This window comes from Arthrobacter sp. 754 (assembly GCF_040548695.1).
Classification (GTDB): Bacteria; Actinomycetota; Actinomycetes; order Actinomycetales; family Micrococcaceae; genus Arthrobacter.
The window spans coordinates 298218-317842 of sequence record NZ_JBEPSC010000002.1 but is presented as its reverse complement, the minus strand read 5'-3'; the positions used below and the strand labels follow the sequence as shown (position 1 = coordinate 317842).

15 protein-coding genes are annotated in these 19625 nt (G+C 62.2%); 11 read left to right on the top strand and 4 right to left on the bottom strand.

What is annotated here, in order from left to right; genetic code table 11:
• Window positions 1-187 precede the first annotated feature (187 nt).
• Complete coding sequence (locus ABIA70_RS07010; RefSeq protein ID WP_354146871.1) at window positions 188-985, top strand: hypothetical protein; 798 nt, start codon at window positions 188-190, stop codon at window positions 983-985.
• 63 nt (window positions 986-1048) lie between these two features.
• Here ABIA70_RS07010 and ABIA70_RS07005 read toward each other — a convergent pair whose 3' ends face one another.
• The gene (locus ABIA70_RS07005; RefSeq protein ID WP_502917189.1) at window positions 1049-4120 is read right to left on the bottom strand and encodes a DEAD/DEAH box helicase; all 3072 of its coding nucleotides are present in this window, start codon (window positions 4118-4120) and stop codon (window positions 1049-1051) included.
• Between the two features lie 191 nt (window positions 4121-4311).
• Between ABIA70_RS07005 and ABIA70_RS07000 the strand changes: the two genes are divergently transcribed.
• The 3 genes from ABIA70_RS07000 to ABIA70_RS06990 all read left to right on the top strand — a co-directional run bounded on the left by ABIA70_RS07000 (window position 4312) and on the right by ABIA70_RS06990 (window position 7205).
• Window positions 4312-4851, top strand: a complete 540-nt coding sequence (locus ABIA70_RS07000) for a hypothetical protein (protein ID WP_354146870.1) — start codon at window positions 4312-4314, stop codon at window positions 4849-4851.
• 180 nt (window positions 4852-5031) lie between these two features.
• Window positions 5032-5610 (top strand): DUF7255 family protein, encoded by a 579-nt coding sequence (locus ABIA70_RS06995; RefSeq protein ID WP_354146869.1) that lies wholly within the window; start codon window positions 5032-5034, stop codon window positions 5608-5610.
• Between the two features lie 23 nt (window positions 5611-5633).
• Window positions 5634-7205, top strand: coding sequence for an SIR2 family NAD-dependent protein deacylase (locus tag ABIA70_RS06990; protein ID WP_354146868.1), 1572 nt, complete (start codon window positions 5634-5636; stop codon window positions 7203-7205).
• Between the two features lie 169 nt (window positions 7206-7374).
• Here ABIA70_RS06990 and ABIA70_RS06985 read toward each other — a convergent pair whose 3' ends face one another.
• The 3 genes from ABIA70_RS06985 to ABIA70_RS06975 all read right to left on the bottom strand — a co-directional run bounded on the left by ABIA70_RS06985 (window position 7375) and on the right by ABIA70_RS06975 (window position 10399).
• On the bottom strand, window positions 7375-8934 hold the full coding sequence (locus tag ABIA70_RS06985) for a PD-(D/E)XK nuclease family protein (RefSeq protein WP_354146867.1): 1560 nt from the start codon (window positions 8932-8934) through the stop codon (window positions 7375-7377).
• Window positions 8935-8976: 42 nt separating this feature from the next.
• Window positions 8977-9627 (bottom strand): TY-Chap2 family putative peptide chaperone, encoded by a 651-nt coding sequence (locus ABIA70_RS06980; RefSeq protein ID WP_354146866.1) that lies wholly within the window; start codon window positions 9625-9627, stop codon window positions 8977-8979.
• Window positions 9628-9727: 100 nt separating this feature from the next.
• Window positions 9728-10399, bottom strand: a complete 672-nt coding sequence (locus ABIA70_RS06975; protein ID WP_354146865.1) for an NUDIX hydrolase — start codon at window positions 10397-10399, stop codon at window positions 9728-9730.
• 92 nt (window positions 10400-10491) lie between these two features.
• On the opposite strand from ABIA70_RS06975, the gene ABIA70_RS06970 reads away from it, so the two are divergent.
• The 7 genes from ABIA70_RS06970 (at window position 10492) to ABIA70_RS06940 (ending at window position 19560) form a co-directional block, all read left to right on the top strand.
• Window positions 10492-11457, top strand: a complete 966-nt coding sequence (locus ABIA70_RS06970) for an ARPP-1 family domain-containing protein (protein ID WP_354146864.1) — start codon at window positions 10492-10494, stop codon at window positions 11455-11457.
• Complete coding sequence (locus ABIA70_RS06965) at window positions 11454-12944, top strand: ADP-ribosylglycohydrolase family protein (protein ID WP_354146863.1); 1491 nt, start codon at window positions 11454-11456, stop codon at window positions 12942-12944. Before ABIA70_RS06970 ends, ABIA70_RS06965 begins: the two co-directional genes overlap by 4 nt.
• Window positions 12945-13004: 60 nt before the next feature.
• Window positions 13005-13904 carry a ribonuclease HI gene (locus ABIA70_RS06960; RefSeq protein WP_354146862.1) on the top strand — a complete coding sequence of 300 codons (900 nt, stop codon included), beginning with the start codon at window positions 13005-13007 and terminating at the stop codon, window positions 13902-13904.
• Between the two features lie 76 nt (window positions 13905-13980).
• The gene (locus ABIA70_RS06955; protein WP_354146861.1) at window positions 13981-14982 is read left to right on the top strand and encodes a sigma factor-like helix-turn-helix DNA-binding protein; all 1002 of its coding nucleotides are present in this window, start codon (window positions 13981-13983) and stop codon (window positions 14980-14982) included.
• Between the two features lie 63 nt (window positions 14983-15045).
• Window positions 15046-16455 (top strand): TY-Chap domain-containing protein, encoded by a 1410-nt coding sequence (locus ABIA70_RS06950; protein ID WP_354146860.1) that lies wholly within the window; start codon window positions 15046-15048, stop codon window positions 16453-16455.
• Between the two features lie 565 nt (window positions 16456-17020).
• Window positions 17021-18700 (top strand): NERD domain-containing protein, encoded by a 1680-nt coding sequence (locus ABIA70_RS06945; RefSeq protein ID WP_354146859.1) that lies wholly within the window; start codon window positions 17021-17023, stop codon window positions 18698-18700.
• Between the two features lie 101 nt (window positions 18701-18801).
• Entirely contained in the window at window positions 18802-19560 is a 759-nt protein-coding gene (locus ABIA70_RS06940; protein ID WP_502917181.1) for a DUF6308 family protein, read from the top strand.
• Window positions 19561-19625: the final 65 nt, after the last annotated feature.

Below are 19625 nucleotides of genomic sequence, written 5' to 3'. Positions count from 1 at the left end.
AATTTGGTATTACTTTCCAGCGTCGGAATATTGGGGGATCTGCCGTGCCAGAAGATGTATTCGTATTTTGGAATTCCGGAGCACATCCGGGATCAGCACTGCAAGTCGAAGTTGTGCTTGGGCGAGTATCGAATGGGTTGCACGGTGCCACATCGGCAGCCAAATCGCGTTTCATAAGCGGTAGAACATGCTCATAAAGCCCGTTTCGCTCCTTGAAGACCTGCATCTGCTTGCCGACCACGTAACCTGTGTCCGCAGGTCAGCGGTACACATACTGACTGCCCGGCACAACGCATGGCACAGCACAACGACCAATTTGTACAGGACAAACGCTGCAACCTTCACGACCTCGTCATCGGCGCGCTGGGCCGCTGAGCGGCAGCGGAAGGCGGGCACCTACTTCGAAATTGACGAGATACCGTCCCTTGTCTTCGATTTAGCCGAGCGGAGTCTCGTCGTTACACAGCTGAATGTTTCTCCTTTATTCAAATCTTGGAATGCGCCGCAAGCCCTGACTCTCAATAACATCCCCATGACAGGGGTTGAAGTAGTTAACGTCTTTTCGAGCCGCAACTACCGGGAATCAACGTCAGGGTGGCCGGTTTCCCAGGGGCAGCCCGATGTCATTCTTGGAATTTTCGAAGGCACAGAGCTGACCACCTCGCATGGCCGGGGAATGCTTCATCTCGAACGCTCATCGGTGGAATCAGGAGGGTGGATGTCTTTCAGCGTCGTGCGAACGAGGCGCGCCAATCCCACTCATTTGGAACGAATTATCGGAGAACTCAACCACCTGACACCTGAACGACTGCGTGTCCATGAAGTTGCATCAAGATTCCGAATTACAAGTGCCGATGTCCTTAACCTATTAGAAATGGCTGGATCGCCAGCGAAAGGCCCTCGCAGTTGGGTGGAAGTTGCTAGTATTGACCAGATTCGGCCGCTGGCCAGGAAACAAAGAAACGACATGAAGCCAAACGTCTGATGTAGCTTCCCAGGCTCGTCGCAGCTATGCTTCCGCTCACAGATGCACAGTTCGGCACCACATTTATTGGGCAACCGCCGCCGCTGTCGCGTAAACGTCCGCCGGCATCGGCCGGTGCAGTTTCCACGTGATCGCGATCGGCTTCTCACCCGCATGCTGCACGTAGTCCACCTGCCCAAGGCACGTGTAGGGAACGGTCAGCCCGGTCTCGTCGTCTGCAGTGTCCCTTGTAAAGATGAGAACCTTGGAGCCGTGCGATGCCCGGTCCAGGTACCGGCGGCCCGTCGGGCTCCGTGGCGACGTCGCATTCTGCGACTCCCAGTGGAACAGCTCCGGGCTGATGGCATAGTCCTTGTACATAGTCGTCACCGAGTGCTTCTTGTCATCCTTGTTGAGCGTGACGAAGAACGCATCGGTGGACGTCGCCGGGCACCAGGCCACACCCTCCCGGTGCTGCACGTTCTTGCCGAGCTCCAGCGAGCCGTACTGGAGGGCCGCCAGGACCTCTTCACGGCGATACGTCGCATGCGAAAGTAGCGGAACATGCTGCAGCCCGGCACCGAGACCTTTGGCAGCATGCTTGGAGGCAGCGACTCCCAACCTCACAATCTGGCGGATCTCGCTGCACACAAACTGGTAGCCGCGCAAGTAGTCAAGTCCGGCGTCGTACGTCTGGAAACCGCCGCCGTCGTCCCACAGCGTGTAGAACAACATGCGGGCGAACGTTTGTTCACGCATTCCAAGCTCCGCGTAGCGGGGCGCGTCGGGGCTGACCAGCATCGAGTACGCCTCGGCACGTTCCCGATCGTCCACATGGATGAGAGCCGCCATCCGGCCCAGCAGCTTCTTCTCCTCGGCGTCCGTAAGCTCCGCTATGTTCCCTCGGAGCAAGGTCTCCAAGGGAGATAACCCTTCAACGAGCCCGGCTTGCCGAAGGTAGCCCGTCCACGAATCCTTAGTCGACCGGTAGATCGCCTTCACATCGTTCCCGGACTGCTCGAGGTAGGCCTCCAGCTCGGTCTCCGCGTACGATGCGATGTCCCGGACCAACTGCGCCCGGTTGAACCGCAGTTGGGCCCTAATGTTGTCCAGAACCACTTTCTGCGCCACACGGTCCAGCACAATCTGGGAACCCGACGGCAGGTAGGGGAACTCGTCCTCGACGGCTTTCTCCAACTCCTTGCGCCCGTATCCGGTCAGTGCCCGGTAGCGCAGATCAAAGCGGAACTCGCGCCGTTGCTGGCCTATGAAGTCCATGACCGTCAGCACCGCCTTGCCCTCGGCACGGCGCAGCCCCCGCCCCAGCTGTTGGAGGAAGATCGTGGCACTCTGCGTGGGCCGCAGCAGCAGGATGGTGTCCACCTGAGGCAGGTCGAGCCCTTCATTGAAGAGGTCGACGGCGAAGATGCAGTTGATCTCCCGCCGGCGGAGGCGTTCCAGCGCGGCTGCCCGGTCTGCGTCGTTGGTGCTGCCGTCGACGGCAACGGACGCTATGCCGGCGCGGTTGAACACCTCGGCCATGTAGTGGGCGTGCTGGACAGATACGCAGAAGCCGATGGCCCGCATCTGGTCGGTGCTGGTGACCTTGTCGCGGAGTTCGCGGATCACCTTGGCGGCGCGGGCGTCGTTGCCGGTGTAGAGGTTGCTGAGCTGGGCGGCGTCGTAGTTGCCGCGCTTCCATTCCAGCTGGCGCAGGTCAACGTCGTCGGACACTCCGAAGTAGTGGAACGGTACCAGCAGGTCAGCGTCCAAGGCGTCCCACAGCCTTAGTTCGCTGGCGGTGCGGCCATCGAAGAACTGCTTGGCGACGTCGACGCCGTCACCGCGTTCCGGGGTCGCCGTGAGGCCGAGAAGTTGCTGCGGCTGGAGGTGGTCCAGGAGGCGCCGGTACGTGGGTGCCATGGCGTGGTGGAATTCGTCGATGACGACGACGTCGAAGAAGTCCGGCTCCAGCTGTTCGATGCCGAGCGATGACAGCGACTGGACGGATGCGAAGATATGCTTCCACTCTTTCGGCTTGTGGTCCCCCACGTAGAGTTCGCCGAAGGCGCCGTCCTGCATGACATCCCGGTAGGTGCGCATGGCCTGCTTCAGGATTTCCTGCCGGTGGGCAACGAAGAGCAGCTTCAGATCGCGGCCAGCCGCTTCGCAGAGTCGCTTGTAGTCCAGGGCCGCGATGACTGTTTTGCCGGTGCCCGTGGCGGCGACCAGGAGGTTGTGGTTGAAGCCTTTGAGCCGCTCGGCTTCCAGCTCTTCAAGCATTTCCTCCTGGTGGAGGTACGGCTGGACTTCGAGCCCCGTGGCTGCGTCCGGCGCTGCGGTGCGCCGGCCGCCGTTGCGCTCCAGGGCAGCATCCAGTTTCTCGCCGTCCCGTTCCGGATCATAGCTTTGGAAGGCGCGCTGCTCCCAGTAGCTGTCGAACGTGACCTGGAACTTTTGCAGCAGCGTGGGGGTGCCGACAGAACTGAGCCTGACGTTCCATTCCAGGCCATCGAGGAGGGCGGCCTGGCTGAGGTTGGAGCTCCCGACGTACGCGGTATCAAAGCCGGAGTTGCGGCGGAACAGCCAGGCTTTTGCGTGAAGGCGAGTGGCCTGGGTTTCGTAATTGATCTTCACCTCAGCCCCGTAGCGGTTGACGAGCTCGTCGATGGCGCGGCGTTCCGTGGCGCCCATGTACGTAGTGGTGAGAACTCGCAGCCGGGCTCCGCGCTCCTTGAGCTGCTCGAGGGCCGGCTCCAGCAGGCGGAGGCCCGTCCAGCGGACGAAGGCGCAGAGCAGGTCCACTGTGTCGGCGGACTCGATCTCGGCCCGGAGCTCCGCGGCGAGATTGGGCTCGTCCTTGCTGTTGGTCAGCAGCGCTGAGTCACTGAGCCTGGTGGTGGGTCGGCGGAGGTGTCGGCGCTTGAGCGCGTCCGGGCGGTGAAGGGATTGCAGTTGGGTGGGGCCAGCTGCGATTCGGTCTCGGGTGTTCAGTTCGTGGAGGAGCTTGTTCGCGAGAGCTACGCGTTCGTTGGGCTTGGCTGCGGCTAGTACTCGCCGGACGGCGTCGGCCACGTGGCGGGAGAGGATATCAGGGGAGTCTTCGTCTTCAATCTCTGCGAAGACTGGCCGCAGTTCTGCCTCGCTGTTGAGCATTTTGCCGAGTGCTTCCGTGTTGAGAAGTTCGTACAAGCCCTCGGGCAGCTGCTCGGCCGCCACTCCCCCAATGGAATTAGTCACTACGCCAGGCTATTTGGCGGGAGGGACAGGAACCAACTCATTGGCAGTGTTCGGCCCATCAAATATTCAGAATTCTTGTTTACGCCCGTTCTCGATATTGTGACCGAATGAATCGGAAAACAGACGGAAACGATCATGAAGTGCAAAGCCGCGACGTCCGAGTTGCAGACTTTTCCAACGAAGAGCTTCTCGAAGAGTTGGCTCGGCGCCTTGACTCAGCATCAGAGGAGTTGAAACTCCTCCGGGCGTCCCAGACCGCAACAAGTGAGAAGGACGCAACTGACGCTTACAGTCGGCACATGCCCGAAACCGTGGACGGTCTCCTGGCGATGGTCAGTTTCGGACCGCATGCAGTTGATGACGGCACCGGTTGGGACAGCCCAGACCCATCCACGTCCCCAAAGTTACTTCGGAAGAAAGCGATCGTGAAGCTCGCACGTGTTTGGACTCGAATGGCGCTGGACCCGTCAAGACTTCGAAATGGAGAGATCAACCGCCGTCTGATGGAACGCGAGGCAGGCATCCCCCGGAATACTATGCGCCCGTACCTCGACGCTGGGCTGGAACTTCACAGGGCTGGGCGACTCTATCTCGATGACGACCCATCAGAAGTGGACATCCGCATCGTCGAAAAGTCGATGGGCTAGAAAGAACGCTCGCGCATCCTCAGAAATCTTGCCTGCCGCTGAGTCTTGTCTAGTCGGGCCCCCGCGGATGTATTCCGGTGTCAACAACAGCGAGGTTGCCGTTGCCTCAGAGCCTCAAACCGCTATGCGCCCGGACCGGTCAAGCGATATTTTGTCGGCAAGCGGCCCTAGGATGTGGGAATGCCCGTCGGAGATTGTGAAAACGCGTTCTTGGAAGCAGCTGCCCATGAAGGAATCCAGCTGATCAGATACAAACAGCCCTGGCTGAATCAGCGGGGGCATTTCGGCTTGCCCCATGAGGCGGCAGCGGCATTTGGTCCCCTGGATGATATTTTCCACGATCTTGGCGGCGACCATGAAGCTCAATCAGCTAAGCGGACAACCGCCCTGCCCGGTGACTTCATCCACCCACCCACTGGGACGATGATCGAAATCGATGAGGTTCAGCATTTCACGAGCTACCGAATGCGGACCTTCGCCCGCTATCCAGCGGACGCCAGCCTGGGTTTCGACTCTGACGAGTACGTGAACTTATGCAAAAAGTACTGTCGAACAGCGGATGCGTACCGCCTCAATAAGGCAGCCTCCGGCTTCGGCCCCGGCGGCAGACAGCGCCAGAGAGCGTATAACGACTCTCTGCGGGATCTGGTAATTCCTGCCATGGGCAAGCCGCCCTTGATCCGCATCCCAGCGCCCGACGGCAATGGTGCTGCTGCGTTTGGGTGGAACCGCGTCCGAATTCTGAGGGCACTTTCATGACCCGGCCCCACGTATTCGTCGCTATGGCAGACATGCTCAACCTCAAATGCGATGCCTGGCTGCTTCCGACGGACTCCACCGTCCGAATCGAACAGCATTGGCTGAGGGCGAACCCCGACCTCCGAGGAATCGCTGCGGCATCGGCTTCGAAAGATTTCCGAGCAGGGACAGTTCTCGCGGAGCCTGTGGCGCCCTGGGAACTGGCGGATCCACTCCCCGTTCTGACTGCGGTTCCGCTGGACGGCACTTGGGATTCCACTACTGTTGCGCTTCGACTGGAGGCATTCGTGCGTGCCGCCACCAGTGCCGCTTCCAGTCCGGCCCTGCGGCCTTACAGATTGCTGGCCGTTCCGTTCTTCGGGACGGCCGGCGGCGGCGCAGGAAACCACCTCGGGGCCATGCTGCGCGGGCTGCTGGACGTCTGCGCCAATCTAGCTTCTGAGTTCGCCGTCGACTTGGTGATTGTGCTCCGCGACAAGGCAGCCTTCTCTCTGGCCCAGAAGCTTCGCCGGGACGCGGGCGGCTCGGCGTGCTGGCCTTCGCTTGGTGACGGATTGCATGCCAAAGCGCAAGAGCTCGGCGAGCTCGCGCGATCGGGCCATTTGGTGCCTTTTCTTGGCGCAGGGGTCAGCGTCAGCGCCGGAGCGCCGAGCTGGAGAGAATTGCTTACCGCTTTGCGCGCAGGCGTCGAGTTAGAGGAGGGCGCAGCTGCTGCCTTCGAGAAGCTGGCAGTACTCGACCAAGCCGGTGTGCTGGAGCAGCTCTACATTGACCAGCACGGTTCCCGGGCAGCCTTTGGCGAAGCCGTGGCGAGGGCCGTAGACCTTCAGAGGTATGGCCTCGCCCCCGCGTTGCTGGCCGCCGTCCCCTCTTCGGGAGCAATCACGCTGAACTATGACCGACTTTTCGAGTTGGCGTGCCACGATGCCCAAAGGCCGCGAACCGTCCTGCCAGAGAACATTCCTGCAGTCGGCAACAGCTGGCTTTTGAAACTGCACGGATCTGTAAGCCAGCCTGCGTCAATTGTTTTGACGCGTGACGACTACCTTGGTTACAACAGCAACCGCGAAGCCCTGTCCGCCTTGGTTAAAGCACATTTGCTGACACACCATCTACTCTTCGTGGGTTTCGGCCTGGCAGACGACCACTTCCACGAGATCGTCCACGATGTAAGGCGAGCTCTACCGAAGGGACTGTCCGAGGGCCACCACATGGGGACGGTGCTGTCCCTCTTCCATGAACCACTTCAGTCCATGGTCTGGAAAGGAAAGCTGGATATCCTTTCGATGCCTGCGGAGTCCAGCGCCGAACACGGGAACGCCGATCAATCAAGGCTTGCGCTAGCGACATCCGGACGAGAGCTCGAAATCTTCCTGGACATGTTGGCCGCTTACGCCACCGACAATCACTCGTATTTGCTGGCACCTGCCTATGACGCCGGCATGAATCACGCTGAGACGCAGTTGCGCGCCCAACTGCTTAAACTGGCCGTGCAGCCGCGACCGCCCGGAACTGAAGAAGTATGGGCCTTGCTCGATGAGACACTCGAGCGGCTGGGTCATTCCGGCTCCAACAACGAGGAAAGCGCTTCGTGAGTGTCTAGGGCGTCCGCCCTTCGTTCGAGCGGAAGCCGTACGTACGGCCACCAGCCAAGACCGGAATTGATTTGCCTGTACTGCAGCGTTCGATGTTCCGCGTAGATCAACGCCCCCACTTCCTGGATCTATCCGTCCCGACGCAATCCGCCTCCCATTCGACGAACCATCAGCTCACTTCATTCACATAGACGGCGTTCGAAAGTCGTTCGAGATGTCGGTCCTGGGCAACCGTTAGGTCAATCAGCTGCTGAACCGTCAGGCCCGCGATCTTCTTATACCGGTAGATAAAGTCGGGATCGAAGTGGCCGAACGGGCCTTCTGACTTGGAACTGGACGATATGGCCACGCCGGTCGTCCCGAGGATCTCGTCGAGATGCTCAAACGAGAAGAATTCCGGGTGTGCTCGTGCGAACTCTGCCCGTTTCGATTTCGCCGGTTGTCCTTTGCCATTGAGATGGTCGAGTACGAGGGCAAGGCGCAGAACTCCCTCTTGATACTGCCATCCCGCGACGATTTCCTGGTCACCTGCCATGGTCCGCGTGAACCAGGAAATTTGGGGAAGCGAATGGCTCATGCCGCTCTCAACCCCGGATGGGTCGATTCCCCGATCTGCCACTTTTTCGCTAAGCACACCGGCAACGTGGGCGGCGCGCGCTTTCATCAGTCCTGTCACGGCCTGCTTGGGTTGTGCCTGAGCTAGGGATAAGGCGTCAGGGAAAGCCTCCTCCTCGGTGCTTGAAATCAATGCATGCGCCATCAGCGCTGACAAAGCGCGGAGCACAGTGCAGTAGCGACGCACCGTCTCAACCTCGTACGAATCTGGGGTTCCGTCGAATGCCAACTCCAAAGATTCGGCTAACGTCTCGAAGCTAAAGTGATGCCAGACAATCGGGGAGCCGTCTTTGAATCGAAGGCCTGTGGAGTATCCGCGCTCCAAAAAGGAGTGTCTGGTCGGGCTCAGCAGGAAAGCGCCGCCAACTTTCAAATTCCATTTCGACATCTTGCCGGCGTAATTATTGAGTTGATCGCGGTGCGGGACGGAAAAGACCTTGTTCTCGATCACCAAGGATCCCCGGTCCGGCCAATGCATGACCAGGTCGAGGTTCTCCCGCTCGCGCTCTACACGTCTGTCTCCCGAGCCCGCAGCCCCGCCAGCGACCAACGATCCGAACACTTCGTCCGCCTGCCCCGGAAAAGTCTCGAAAATCCATGCCAAGAGGTTGCTGTGAAAGAGCTCACTGTTGCCGAACATGATTCTGCCAAGGGCCTCGGTTTGCAGGAGACCCGAGATGTCTTGGGCACTTTCGTCAGCCGGGCCGGGCACACCCTCCAAGAATAGGCGGACAGGGTTGGCAGCCCCTTTCCCCGGCGCCAAGTGCCGAACGGATGCGTTTAGCCACGACCGCGTCTCGTCGGTCTCGCGGCCTTCGAAGTACCAACGGTTCGACGATCCCGCGGCCTCCCACGGCGCCGCCCCGTCGTCGGCTCTGCCCCACCTGTCAATCTCGTAGGCGGCGCGAACCACACCGTCGGCAATTCCAAGGGCAATTTCCGCTCGGTTCCGACTTCCCTCGCTGATACGCCAGTTACCGCGAGTCGCGTCGTAGAGCCGTGCCTGGGACTTATCTTCCCGGTAGGTCTTGCTGATCACGAACATCACCACTCGGCGCTGAATGGCCGGCACAGGCATTAGTTCCAGGCCGCCTTCGACAGTACTTAGTTTCAAAATACTTCCTTGGATTAGAAACGGAACGGCTTTAGGAGTTCTCTACTTCGGCAAGATGTCGCCGAGAACTTCCAGAATTAGCGGGTAAATCCGCCCGTCGAGTGCACGGTACCGCGAATGAAGATCAATCGTGCGTTCCTGGATTTCCAGCCAGCCAAAATTGTCCATGCGTGCAACGGGTTCACCGTCCCGGATCAGCGCCCAGCGTGTGTCTTCCCATGGCTGGAGACGGTCGCGCGAAGCCAATGACGCAGAGTCCAACGGTCCGCCAATGTATTCGCCCGTTGCCCAGTCCGCCCGGTCTCCCACCGTGAGCTCGAGCATCGAAGCCATCACGCGGTATCCCAGCGCACGGGGCGTTGTCGCCGGCGACTTGTTTGGACGATGGATGCCTTGGAATTCTTCCAGGGCTATCGCAATCGCTCTGGCGCTGGGCATGGCCAAAGCCCTGTCCCATGGGATCTGGAAGTCCCCAGTGGATCCGGCAGTGAAGCCCAGGCCACAACGACGTGCCTGGTACTCAAGGCCACTGGCGCTGGTCATCATCAAGGCGTCAGCGTGGGCCGCGGATCCCCCGTCACCCGTCAGCCCGATGAAGAGACCCGGGTCCCGTCGACTCAACTCGCTCGCCACCCGCCACGACAGGGCGTTGATTTGCCGATACCCAAGAGTCCCGCGTTCTGCGTGGATCATTGCACTCCCTTCGTGACGGCGACTGCCTTAGTCACCTCGTCGTTGAGACCATTCTTTATGCAGAGGACCGACCCGGCACGAACGCCTCGCGGGGCAACAGTTATTCCCAACCCCGCACCCACAACCGCGACGGCCTCCCCCTCGTCCCGTCGGACATCTGCCCGGTCCCCTTCAGCTGCGGCTCCATGTACCGCCGGAACGTGTCGCGCATGAGCGTTTCGCCCGCCACCGTCTCATGCAGCTCGCGTAGATCTTTGAGCGTGAATGGCTCGTCCAGCAGCGCCCCAGGATCCGGCGCCTCTGCATAGGCAGCCCGGAGCCACTCCACCGCCTTGGTCACAATATCCGCATGCCCATACGGCAGCCCGGCGATCAGCTCCGGCTCCACGGTCACCGAAGCCAGCCGGACGCCGTCGGACTTCAGCGCCTCCGCCAACGCCGCCAGCGGCACCACGTCCACGTGCGCCACCGACAGCACCCAGCCGCGGTCATCGCGCCCAGGTTCGTCGAACACCTGCAGCTGGCGCGGCACCCGCCCGGAGATCCCCGCCTTCTCGCGCAGGCACCGCAGCACCGCGTCCGCCAGAGTCTCGTGTTCGCGCAGGAACGTGCCCGGGAGGGCCCACTTTCCGTGCTGATGGTCCTCCGCCCGGCGCACCAGCAGCACGCACACGCTCCCGTCCGCAACGGTCAGCACCGCAGTATCCACCGCCACCGACGGCCGCGGGTAGTCGAGCAGGGACGCGCCAGGACTGTTCTTCGAAACCTTCACCTCTCATTTATCGCAGTCTTGCGCTAAATATGCAAGCCATGCATACTGGTATCAATTAGCGCAGAAATGCATTAAATCAACCGGAGGTCACCATGAAAGTCCCACAACTCCACGTCGGCGCCGGCAGCAGGCTCGGCCCCCTCAGCATCTTTCCCGTCTGGACCTCAGGCTCCGGCAGCCTCGGCATCAGCACCGGCACCCACGCCGATGTCGCCGTCACCGAACTCGCCGCCGGCGCCCAGGTGGCCCGCCTCACCGTCACCAACAACGGCCCGCACCCCGCACTTCTGCTGGAAGGCGAGCTGCTCGAAGGCGGGCAGCAGCACCGGACCTGTGCCCGCGACGTCGTCCTCGGTCCCGGCGAAACCCGCGACATTGACACCTTCTGCGTCGAAGCCGGCCGCTGGGAAGCGCGCGAGACCAGCCACCGGAGGCAGGCCCGCCGTGCCCCGCTGAACGTGTGGTCCGAGCTGGCCACCGACCTTCACGGCGAGCGCGGCCGCAACCGGCAGGGCCGCATCTGGGAGCGGGTCAGCCGCTTCGACAGCGCCCAGGGCGCCTCCGCCACCAGCTCCCTGGTCCAGCACATGGACTGGTTCAAGGACGACAAGGAGGAAAGGAACCGCTTCGACGCCTCGGACGCACCGAAGCCGCTGGAAGGCCAGCGCGGTGTGGTGATCGGCCTCGGCCGGCAGCCGCTGCTCCTGGAGGTCTTCGGCACCAGCACGCTGTTCCTCCGCCACTACCGCCAGCTGGTCGAGGCCGCACTGCTGGACCTTGAGCTCCTCTCACCCCAGGTGCTGGCATCCGGGCCGATGCCCGGCCAGCGCGCCCGCGACTTCGCAGCCCACGTCCAGGCGATGGACTTCGGAACGTTCGACGGCGGCCCGGCGGCCGTCGAGGTCCGCAACCACGGTTCCATCCGGAGCCGCAATCTCGCACGCGCCATCGGAGCGGTCACCGCCGCCGGCATCGCCGTCGAACTCCCCCAGCGCCGCCCCCAGCTGGCCCACCTGACCGGCTGGAACACCCAACACCCCCTGATGGAGATGGCATGAAACTGAACCCCCTGCAGAATGACCGCGCGGCCGGCGTCCTCGTCGCCCTGGCCGCGGGCGACGCCCTCGGAGCCGGCTACGAGTTCGGCGCACCGCTGCCGGACGGCACCGAAGTCACCATGAAAGGCGGCGGACCGTTCGGGTTCGCGCCGGCCGAGTGGACCGACGACACATCCATGGCCATCCCGATCGCCCAGGCGCTGCTGGAGTCCGCCTCCGGCGCCGGATCATCCTCGCCCGCGGCGCTCACCATGGTTGTCCGTGCCTGGACTGCGTGGGCGTCGGAGGCGAAGGACGTCGGCGCTCAGACCAGCTCCGTCATCGGGGCTGCCCGCCGGTTGGCTTCCACTGACGGGCGGAGCAAGGTCCACGCTGCAGACTTCACCGCCGCCTCCGCCGACTTCCACGCCCGCACCGGCCGCAGCGCCGGCAACGGTTCGCTGATGCGCACGGCCCCGCTTGCCCTGGCGTACCTGAACCGTGAGCCTGCCGAACTGATGGCAGCCGCCGGGGTGATGAGCGCGCTGACCCATGCCGATCCTGATGCGCAGGAAGCCTGCGGCCTGTGGTGCGTGGCCATTCGAAGCGCGGTGCTGACCGGACGGCTCGACGTCCGGGCAGGGTTGCCGCTGCTGCCTTCGGAGCGGGCTGCCGTGTGGCTGTCGCGGATCGAGACGGCCGGGCGGTCCCGGCCGCGGGACTTCACGAACAACGGCTGGGTGGTGGAGGCCTTCCAGGGTGCGTGGAGCGCCATCCACTATGCGGGCCTGTCGGCGTCCGGCCCGGCGCACCTGCGGGCCGCGCTGGAGGAAGCCGTGCGTGGTGGGCGGGACACCGATACGGTTGCTGCGATCGCCGGCGGCCTGCTGGGTGCTGCCTACTGCTACACCGCGGTGCCGTTCGAGTGGCGGCAGCGCCTTCACGGCTGGCCCGGGATGCGGGCCCGCGACCTGATGGTCCTGGGCATGGAGCTGGGCCGTGGCGAGGGCCGCCGGCCGGCCTCCTGGCCGCGGGCTGACAGCCACGAGTACAGCATGTGGAGCCGCACCGATGTGCTGGTCCAGCACCCGCACGACGACGGCGTGTGGCTGGGCGGAGTCGGCTCGCTTGCGCGGGTTACGGAACTGGGGATCGACGCGGTGGTGTCGCTGTGCCGGCTGGGGACGCTGGATGTTCCTGGCGTGGCCCCGGAAGACCATGCCTCGTTCTGGGTCATCGACTCCGCTGTTGACGGCGACAACGCACACGCCGCCTTTACGCTGCAGGAGGCGGCGGCCGCCGTCGAACGCTACCGGGCGGAAGGAAAGACCGTGCTGCTTCACTGCGTCCGGGCGGAGTCCCGCACACCTACTGTGGCTGCGCTCTATGGGGCGGCGGTTGCCGGGGTGTCTCCGATGGAGGCGTTGGAGGATGTGCGGCGGGTTTTGCCCGGGGCGCGGCCGAATGAGCTGTTCATGAGGGTGCTGGCAGATCAGCGGGCGCCATAAATGTCAGTGGTCGTTTGTAACCTTCCCAGTAACCGATCATCCGCTGCAAGGAGGACCACAATGCCGCTTCCCGCCCCGCCGCTTCGCCGAGCCATATCCGCCGCAGAAGCCGTCGCAAAGCGTTCCGGACTGACGGTCCTCATCGTGCCGCGGCGGGGCCTCGTCATATGGGCCGTCGCAAGAACGGCCGAAGCGACCGTCCTTGGAGTTCGATCCGGCTGGATGCCCGAGGCCGAAGCCGGTCCGAGCTGGGGAAAGGCCTACGCCGCTGCCGTCCAAGCCGTCTCAGAGCTGGCTCCGGGGCGGAACCAACCCGTCTATTCCGTACTGGATGCTGTGGGCGAACGGTTGCTGGGACTGGGGCTGCCGGTGGACTTTTCGTATCCGCCGGCGGCCGGCGTCGTGGCCACTGATAGGGCTGTAGCCGAGGTGCTTGCTGCACTGTTCAGCAGTTTGGAGATCGCCACCGATGCATCGGTGGGACACCGCACCGCTTGGGCTGGGCACGGCTGGGTGCTGGATTTCGGAAGGGGCCTGCCGCTTCGCGCAGGCCTGAAAGCGGTGAGCGGCGGAAGCATTTTGGAGAGCGAACTGCGGGCAATCCGCCTCGCCCTCAACGCTGGTAAGAACGCCCACACCGGCGTCCTGGACGGAAGCTGCGCCGTCACCGTTTCATCCGATAACCTCACCGCCGTCAACATGCTCAACGCGGGCGGCCTCCACCGCGGACAGTCAACGTTGGCGTGCCTGGAGGAAGTAGAGCGGATCCGGACGCTGGTTACCTTTGCCAATGTTCAGTTCCGCTGGGTCAAAGGCCACTCGGATCACCGGCTAAACAACTTTGCTGACCGGCTCGCGGTCATGGCCCGCCGACACAAGGAGGCCGACCTTCCAGCAGACGAAACGTGGCGGATGGCCGCCGGCATAGTCGAACAGGGACATCTGGGCCTGGCGGCTTGACCGAGTCTGGCGAAGCCATTGGAGCCACGCCACCGGTTGCCAACAAATGTCCGGGCCTGCTGATAGGAATATGACCATGACAACAACCCCTGAACTCAGCCGGGAACAGCGCGACGCTGCAATGGTTGAGCGCTATTCGGACGGCGAAACGCTCGACGCCATCGGCCAGAGCTTCGGCCTTACACGCGAGCGCGTCCGACAGATCATCGCAAAGGTCGGCGGCACGAACGCCGAGGAATCCCGCAGCAACCGGATTGCAGCCAGGGAGGCGGCCCTGAAGGCAAGCCATGATGCCTTTATGGGTGTCTACGGTGACCTTGCCCGCCAGATGGCCAAGCGCGGCGTGACTCGGCCCGATGCCGTGCTGAAGCTTCAAGCACTCTTCCCGACGATCGACGTCGACTTGGCCGAGGATGCATTGAAGGAGTCGGCGATTCTCTTCTCGAAAGCGCAGATCGATGACATCTTCTCCAAGGAGGCCTTGGCCGCCGGCATCTGGTTCCTGCCGGGCTCGGACCGGAATCTGTCACCAGACCGCGAGTGGGCAGCGGTCAACCTGGATCTGTCCCTCATGAACGAGCTGCGTGCAGCCCTGGAATCCGCCGATGCGTCTCCTGGCGATGTGGCCACCATCTTGGGCGTCATCGGTGCCGCCCAGAAGCTCGTCACGGAAAATCCAACGGCAAGTATCACCGGCGCACGGTACCAGGATCTCCGCGAAGAGCTGGTTGGGGCGCTAGGTCTGGTGTCCAGGCAAGGAGCCTTCCCTTGGCCGCCCACCCGGCAAACCGTGATGAAGCGCTTCGGTGGCTGGAACGAGGCATTGGAAGCTATGGGAATCGGGACCACAACACAGGGACGCCCAAAGGGACTGCTGAAATTCACGCACGAAGACTACGAACACGCCGTGCGCGACTTCTGCTTTTTTGCTTCGGCCGCCGAAACGAAGGCCACCTATTCCGGGTACGACACTTGGGTCAAGCAGGAGATTGCTACAGGTCGCGAAAGGCCATCCGGAGCTTCGGTCCGGAACATCTACGGCACCTGGGCCGATGCAGTCCGTTCGGTGCAAGAGTAGGTGCAGGCGTTGGGGGAAGCCGATGATGGGCCCGACGCTGAATTCTGGGCTGCCCTCTTGGGCATGCCCGATGAAACCGAGGCTGGGATGAAGGCGGCCTACCGGAACGGTGAGCCGCTGCGGGCCATGGCCAGTATCCATGGCCCGGACATCTCCGACGTGTGCAGAACGTTGGCAAGCATCGTCGACGCGTCGGACGAACTGGCTCGCTGCCGGTCCGTCCGACGGCGAAGCGTGGCCGCCGCCGTCGCGCTCAAGGCCCAAGAAGAATTGGTCGATCGGTTGTCTGCCTCAGGTATAGCCCGGACTGACATCCCGACGATCCTGACTGCGCTCGGCACCCAAATCGACACCGAGATGGCGATCGAATTGTTGGGCATACCCAGCGGGCCTTTACCCGTTGAACCTCGCCGCGCCGGGGACAAGCTGAGCCTTCTCTACGTGGCGGGGAAGCATCACGGGATCGAACCCGACTACCAGCTTGCCCTCGGAAAGATGTCGCTGGATGCCGTGGCCGAACTCAGGGTCCTGTTGCGCCCGGAGGTCCCGTACCGGCACACTGCGGACATTCTGGCGGTCATAGAGGCCACCGCGCGCGCTATCCGAACGGGGAGGATCACGACCCTCTCTTATCAGGATTATGAGGACACCGCCCGGAGAATCACTCATGAACTGGGCATGATCACGCGAGACCAAGCCGCTCCATGGCCGGTGCCTGCACCTAACCTGCGCGGCCGCTTCGGCCGGGGGTTCTGGGAAGATGCCCTTACGGCAGTGGGCATGTCGCTCCCTTCCGGCGAAGCCCGTCTTAGCCCGGAAGACTTTTTCCACGCCCTCGACGACTTCACCGAGGAATGCATTGGCGCCGGTTTTCAGATGGACATTGGGACCTACGATCGCTGGGTCGTGGCCGACTCTGCCATGGGCACCGACCGGCCGTCGGCCATCGAGATGCTGCGACACTACGGAAATTGGGAAGCGGCCATTGAGATGATTCTCCCGTCGGACCAGCAGGAGGAAACGACGAAGGCAACCGGCGAGCCCACGTACATTGACTACGACTCCGGCTGGGGAACGCTGGAGGAGCTCAATGAATGGGAAGCTAGGGAATTTGAAGAATGGCGGGTAGTCGAGGACCTCGTTGGCGAAGCAATCGACGCACTGCCATCGGGTTCCTTTTTGCACATCCAGTACAGTCACACCGCCGCGCCCTATGCCCGGGCGACGCCTGGCAGCAACGGAGTTATGTGCGAAATCGTCTCCAATCTGGGTATTCCTTCTCACGAGTGGCGCGTGAGCACGCATTGGCTCTCCGCCAACGGTTGGTCGGCTCCCAGCTCCGAAAACAACAATTGGCTCAAGGAAGGGGTACCGCGAACGGAAGCCGCTGCCCAAATTCTCCTGGCCATCCAACGAGGCGGACATCCGGTCGAGGCGACGGAACTGAGGTGGAATGTCGGGACGCATCCCTGATGGTCCCGGCCCTTCCCGAGTCAGCGTGCATGACGCGATGCACGGAGTGGTCCAAACACTGCAGAATGCTTCGTAATTTCGCGGTCAACGGTTCGCACGCAGCGACTAACACAGGAAAGGTCGGCATGAAAGATAACGAAGACCCCGTGAGCCCGGCCAATTACCCAAATCCGCGCAACGACGATCCCTTGGACAACGACGCCGTTCACTGGCTGCTCTTTCAGGATGGTGGCACTAAGTGGACCCGCGGATCGCTTATGGAGGCGCTCCGACGTCAGGAACGCCTTGTCAGAGACCAGCCACGCCTTGTCGCCGACGCAGCACGGTTCGCTGCCCGTTTCGGCGTTCGCCAAGTAGAGCTTCCGTGGGGCACTCGGACCATTACACGGCTTGTCAGAACGGATGCTAAGGCGCCTCCGTACCCAGCGGACCGGGTCCGGTGACTCCACAGCTACGAAAACTGGAGATCGGACGGCATTGGTGTCGCACCAGCGAAAGAGTTGCGCCCCGCTAACGTGGGAAGAGTGCAAAACCGAACGGCCGGTTGATCAGTATGGGGGCAACAATGAGGTGCATACCGGAAAAACCGGAATTCGGCGAGGGACAGCTGGCGGAAAAAGCTGTCTGGACCGCTTTGAAAAACAGTCTCCCGGAAGACGCTGTGCTGGCCCATTCGGTCCACATCCGCGACGGTCGGAACGAATACGAGATTGACCTGCTCGTCCTCTGGCCCAATGTCGGCATGGCGGCTATTGAGGTCAAAGGCGGCCAAGTCAGCATTACCGACGGCCAGTGGTATCAGTCAGACCGCAGCCAAAAGCGCAAAATCCTTAGCCCGGTGGCGCAGTCACAGAGCTCATTGCACGCACTCAAGAACTGGCTTGAGAACCAGCTCGGCTCCCGTCTCAGCAGCCGTTGTGTCTACATGGTCAGCCTGCCTTACACCGATGTACGTCCCGAGTGGGCCATGGCTGGCTGCCCCCGGACCCTCATCCTTGACCAAGCTGAGAGCAAGTCCCCCGCCGATTTGGTGCGCCGGGCAATAGAGAACGAGGGCGGCGGAGCCGCCCCGCTGGCGCCGGCATTCTTGGAACGCATTGTCCGTCAGCTGGGCGGAAATCTGGCTGGCGCCGTCGGGACCTCCGGGAATCCGCAGGAAGACGAAGCCGCTCAGGATCATCTCACTGAGCGCCAGTCAGTGCTGCTTCAAGCAACCCGGTCGCTCCCCCGCATCCGCTTCACCGGTGGCGCGGGCAGCGGCAAGACTTGGCTGGCAGTCGAAAAGGCGCGCCTGCTAAGCAAGGACGGCAAACGCGTAGGCCTCTTCTGCTATAACAAGGGGCTCGGCCAATACCTGCAGGACCGCGTCACCACCTGGCGCCAGGCAAAGCCGGTGTTCACCGGTGAGTTTCACGAGTATGTTCGTGGCTTAGGCGTCCCTGACGGTGCGGGCCAGAAGTACTTTGACGTGGACATGCCCCGCATGTTCAAGCAGCTGGCCGCGGGAATGAAGCCTGAGGACAAGCTAGATGCCGTCATTGTCGATGAAGCCCAGGACTTCGCCCCGCTGTGGTGGGACGCCCTGCTTGCATGCACCAATGACCCCGACGGCGGTGAGGTCTACGCGTTCATGGACGACCGCCAGGACGTTTACCGCAGGTGGGAAGGGGCAACAGCCGACTTCGCCTACGGCCCGACCGCGACATTTCTTCCCATTCACATCGACGACAACCTGCGGAACACCCGAAGGATCGCCGAGACGCTCAAACCCTTTGCGGGCGAACACTTCACACCCCGCGGCAGTACCGGGCTGCCCGTTCGACGGGTGGAGTGCACAACCGAGGATGCGCTCGACATCGCCGGAGACTGCGTGGACGCACTCATCGCCGAAGGGTGGGCCAACAATCAGATCGCGTTGCTGACCACCAAGGACCGGCACCCGATACATCTTGACTTCTACCAACGCGATGCCACCGAAGAGTACTGGCGGGAATTCCACGCCAAGGAAGCCGAATTCTACGGCCACGTCCTCGGCTTCAAAGGCCTGGAACGCTCCGTTGTGGTGCTCTGCGTCAACGGTTTCAAGGACATGGAACGGGCGGCAGAGCAGCTCTACGTGGGACTGTCCCGGGCGCGGAGCCTATTGGTAGTAGTTGGCGACTCTGACCTGCTGGAGCAAGCCGGCGGACGGGAGCTGAAGGCCGTGTTGGGGCGGGCGCAGGCCTGGGTGCCGGCGCAGCATTAGGACCAAAGAGCGCGAACTGAGGTAAAGCCAGATGGCGACTTCTCTGGATTCCGCATCGCCATCCGGCGCCGTGAATCATCCATCACTCTAGGAAGAAGACGATGAGCACACACGTTCAAATGGATCTGTCCCCCGGCATGCCCGGAGGAATTGGGGTCGTACCGATACACGACCTTGTGGCACGAGTCGTCGGCTACTGCACACACCCGAGGAGCGGCTGGCATACATACGACATGCCAGGATTGGTAGCCCGGCGAGATGGCCACTTTAAGCAGATCGCCCCTTGGTCGCTGCTGTGGGCCACTGCGCTGTCTGGACGACTGTCCGCGTCAGACGTGGCAGGCTTCACCCACGAATTCAGAACTGAGTTGGTGCAACGACTCACCTCGCTGTCCGCCAAAGACCTAGCCGAAATGGACGATGCCGAGGTGAAGGGCCTGACTCTTCTTTGCAGGTCCGGCTTTAGCGGCCTGTGGGCACCGAAGGTCACAAAGATGCTTGCCCTCTACAGGCCGGACGCCGTACCAGTTCTCGATGGCCACGTAGCGATGGCCATGGGTTTCAGGAGGGACGGCTTCCGTTCCGGCAAGGAACCTCGCTGGGGACGCATCGAGCAAACTCTTTTGACACTTCGCTGCGTCCTCCGCCAACAGCAGGGCGAACTCACACAAATCCGTGAACAAGTCGCCCATGCGGTATCCGATATCGGCAAAGTAACGGACCTGCGACTGCTGGACATCGTTATCTGGACTTCCCAAGATGACCGCATGTCCCGTCCTGGGAGCCCAACCGACTTCTGGCTCAATAGCCCACGTCGCGACTATCAGCCGGGCGGCTTTGACCCGCTGCCTTTGCAGTGAATCTTGCAGGGGCAACGATTGTCAGCCCCTGCCGCTAACGTGATGGAAACGACCACCGGTCAGAG

Coding starts and splice junctions, on each gene's coding strand:
- ABIA70_RS06945 (WP_354146859.1), top strand. CDS start 17,021: ATGAGGTGCATACCGGAAAAACCGGAATTCGGCGAGGGACAGCTGGCG.
- ABIA70_RS07010 (WP_354146871.1), top strand. CDS start 188: ATGCTCATAAAGCCCGTTTCGCTCCTTGAAGACCTGCATCTGCTTGCC.
- ABIA70_RS06960 (WP_354146862.1), top strand. CDS start 13,005: ATGCCGCTTCCCGCCCCGCCGCTTCGCCGAGCCATATCCGCCGCAGAA.
- ABIA70_RS06995 (WP_354146869.1), top strand. CDS start 5,032: ATGCCCGTCGGAGATTGTGAAAACGCGTTCTTGGAAGCAGCTGCCCAT.
- ABIA70_RS06950 (WP_354146860.1), top strand. CDS start 15,046: ATGCCCGATGAAACCGAGGCTGGGATGAAGGCGGCCTACCGGAACGGT.
- ABIA70_RS06955 (WP_354146861.1), top strand. CDS start 13,981: ATGACAACAACCCCTGAACTCAGCCGGGAACAGCGCGACGCTGCAATG.
- ABIA70_RS07005 (WP_502917189.1), bottom strand. CDS start 4,120: ATGCTCAACAGCGAGGCAGAACTGCGGCCAGTCTTCGCAGAGATTGAA.
- ABIA70_RS06990 (WP_354146868.1), top strand. CDS start 5,634: ATGGCAGACATGCTCAACCTCAAATGCGATGCCTGGCTGCTTCCGACG.
- ABIA70_RS06980 (WP_354146866.1), bottom strand. CDS start 9,627: ATGATCCACGCAGAACGCGGGACTCTTGGGTATCGGCAAATCAACGCC.
- ABIA70_RS06940 (WP_502917181.1), top strand. CDS start 18,802: ATGAGCACACACGTTCAAATGGATCTGTCCCCCGGCATGCCCGGAGGA.
- ABIA70_RS06965 (WP_354146863.1), top strand. CDS start 11,454: ATGAAACTGAACCCCCTGCAGAATGACCGCGCGGCCGGCGTCCTCGTC.
- ABIA70_RS06970 (WP_354146864.1), top strand. CDS start 10,492: ATGAAAGTCCCACAACTCCACGTCGGCGCCGGCAGCAGGCTCGGCCCC.
- ABIA70_RS07000 (WP_354146870.1), top strand. CDS start 4,312: ATGAATCGGAAAACAGACGGAAACGATCATGAAGTGCAAAGCCGCGAC.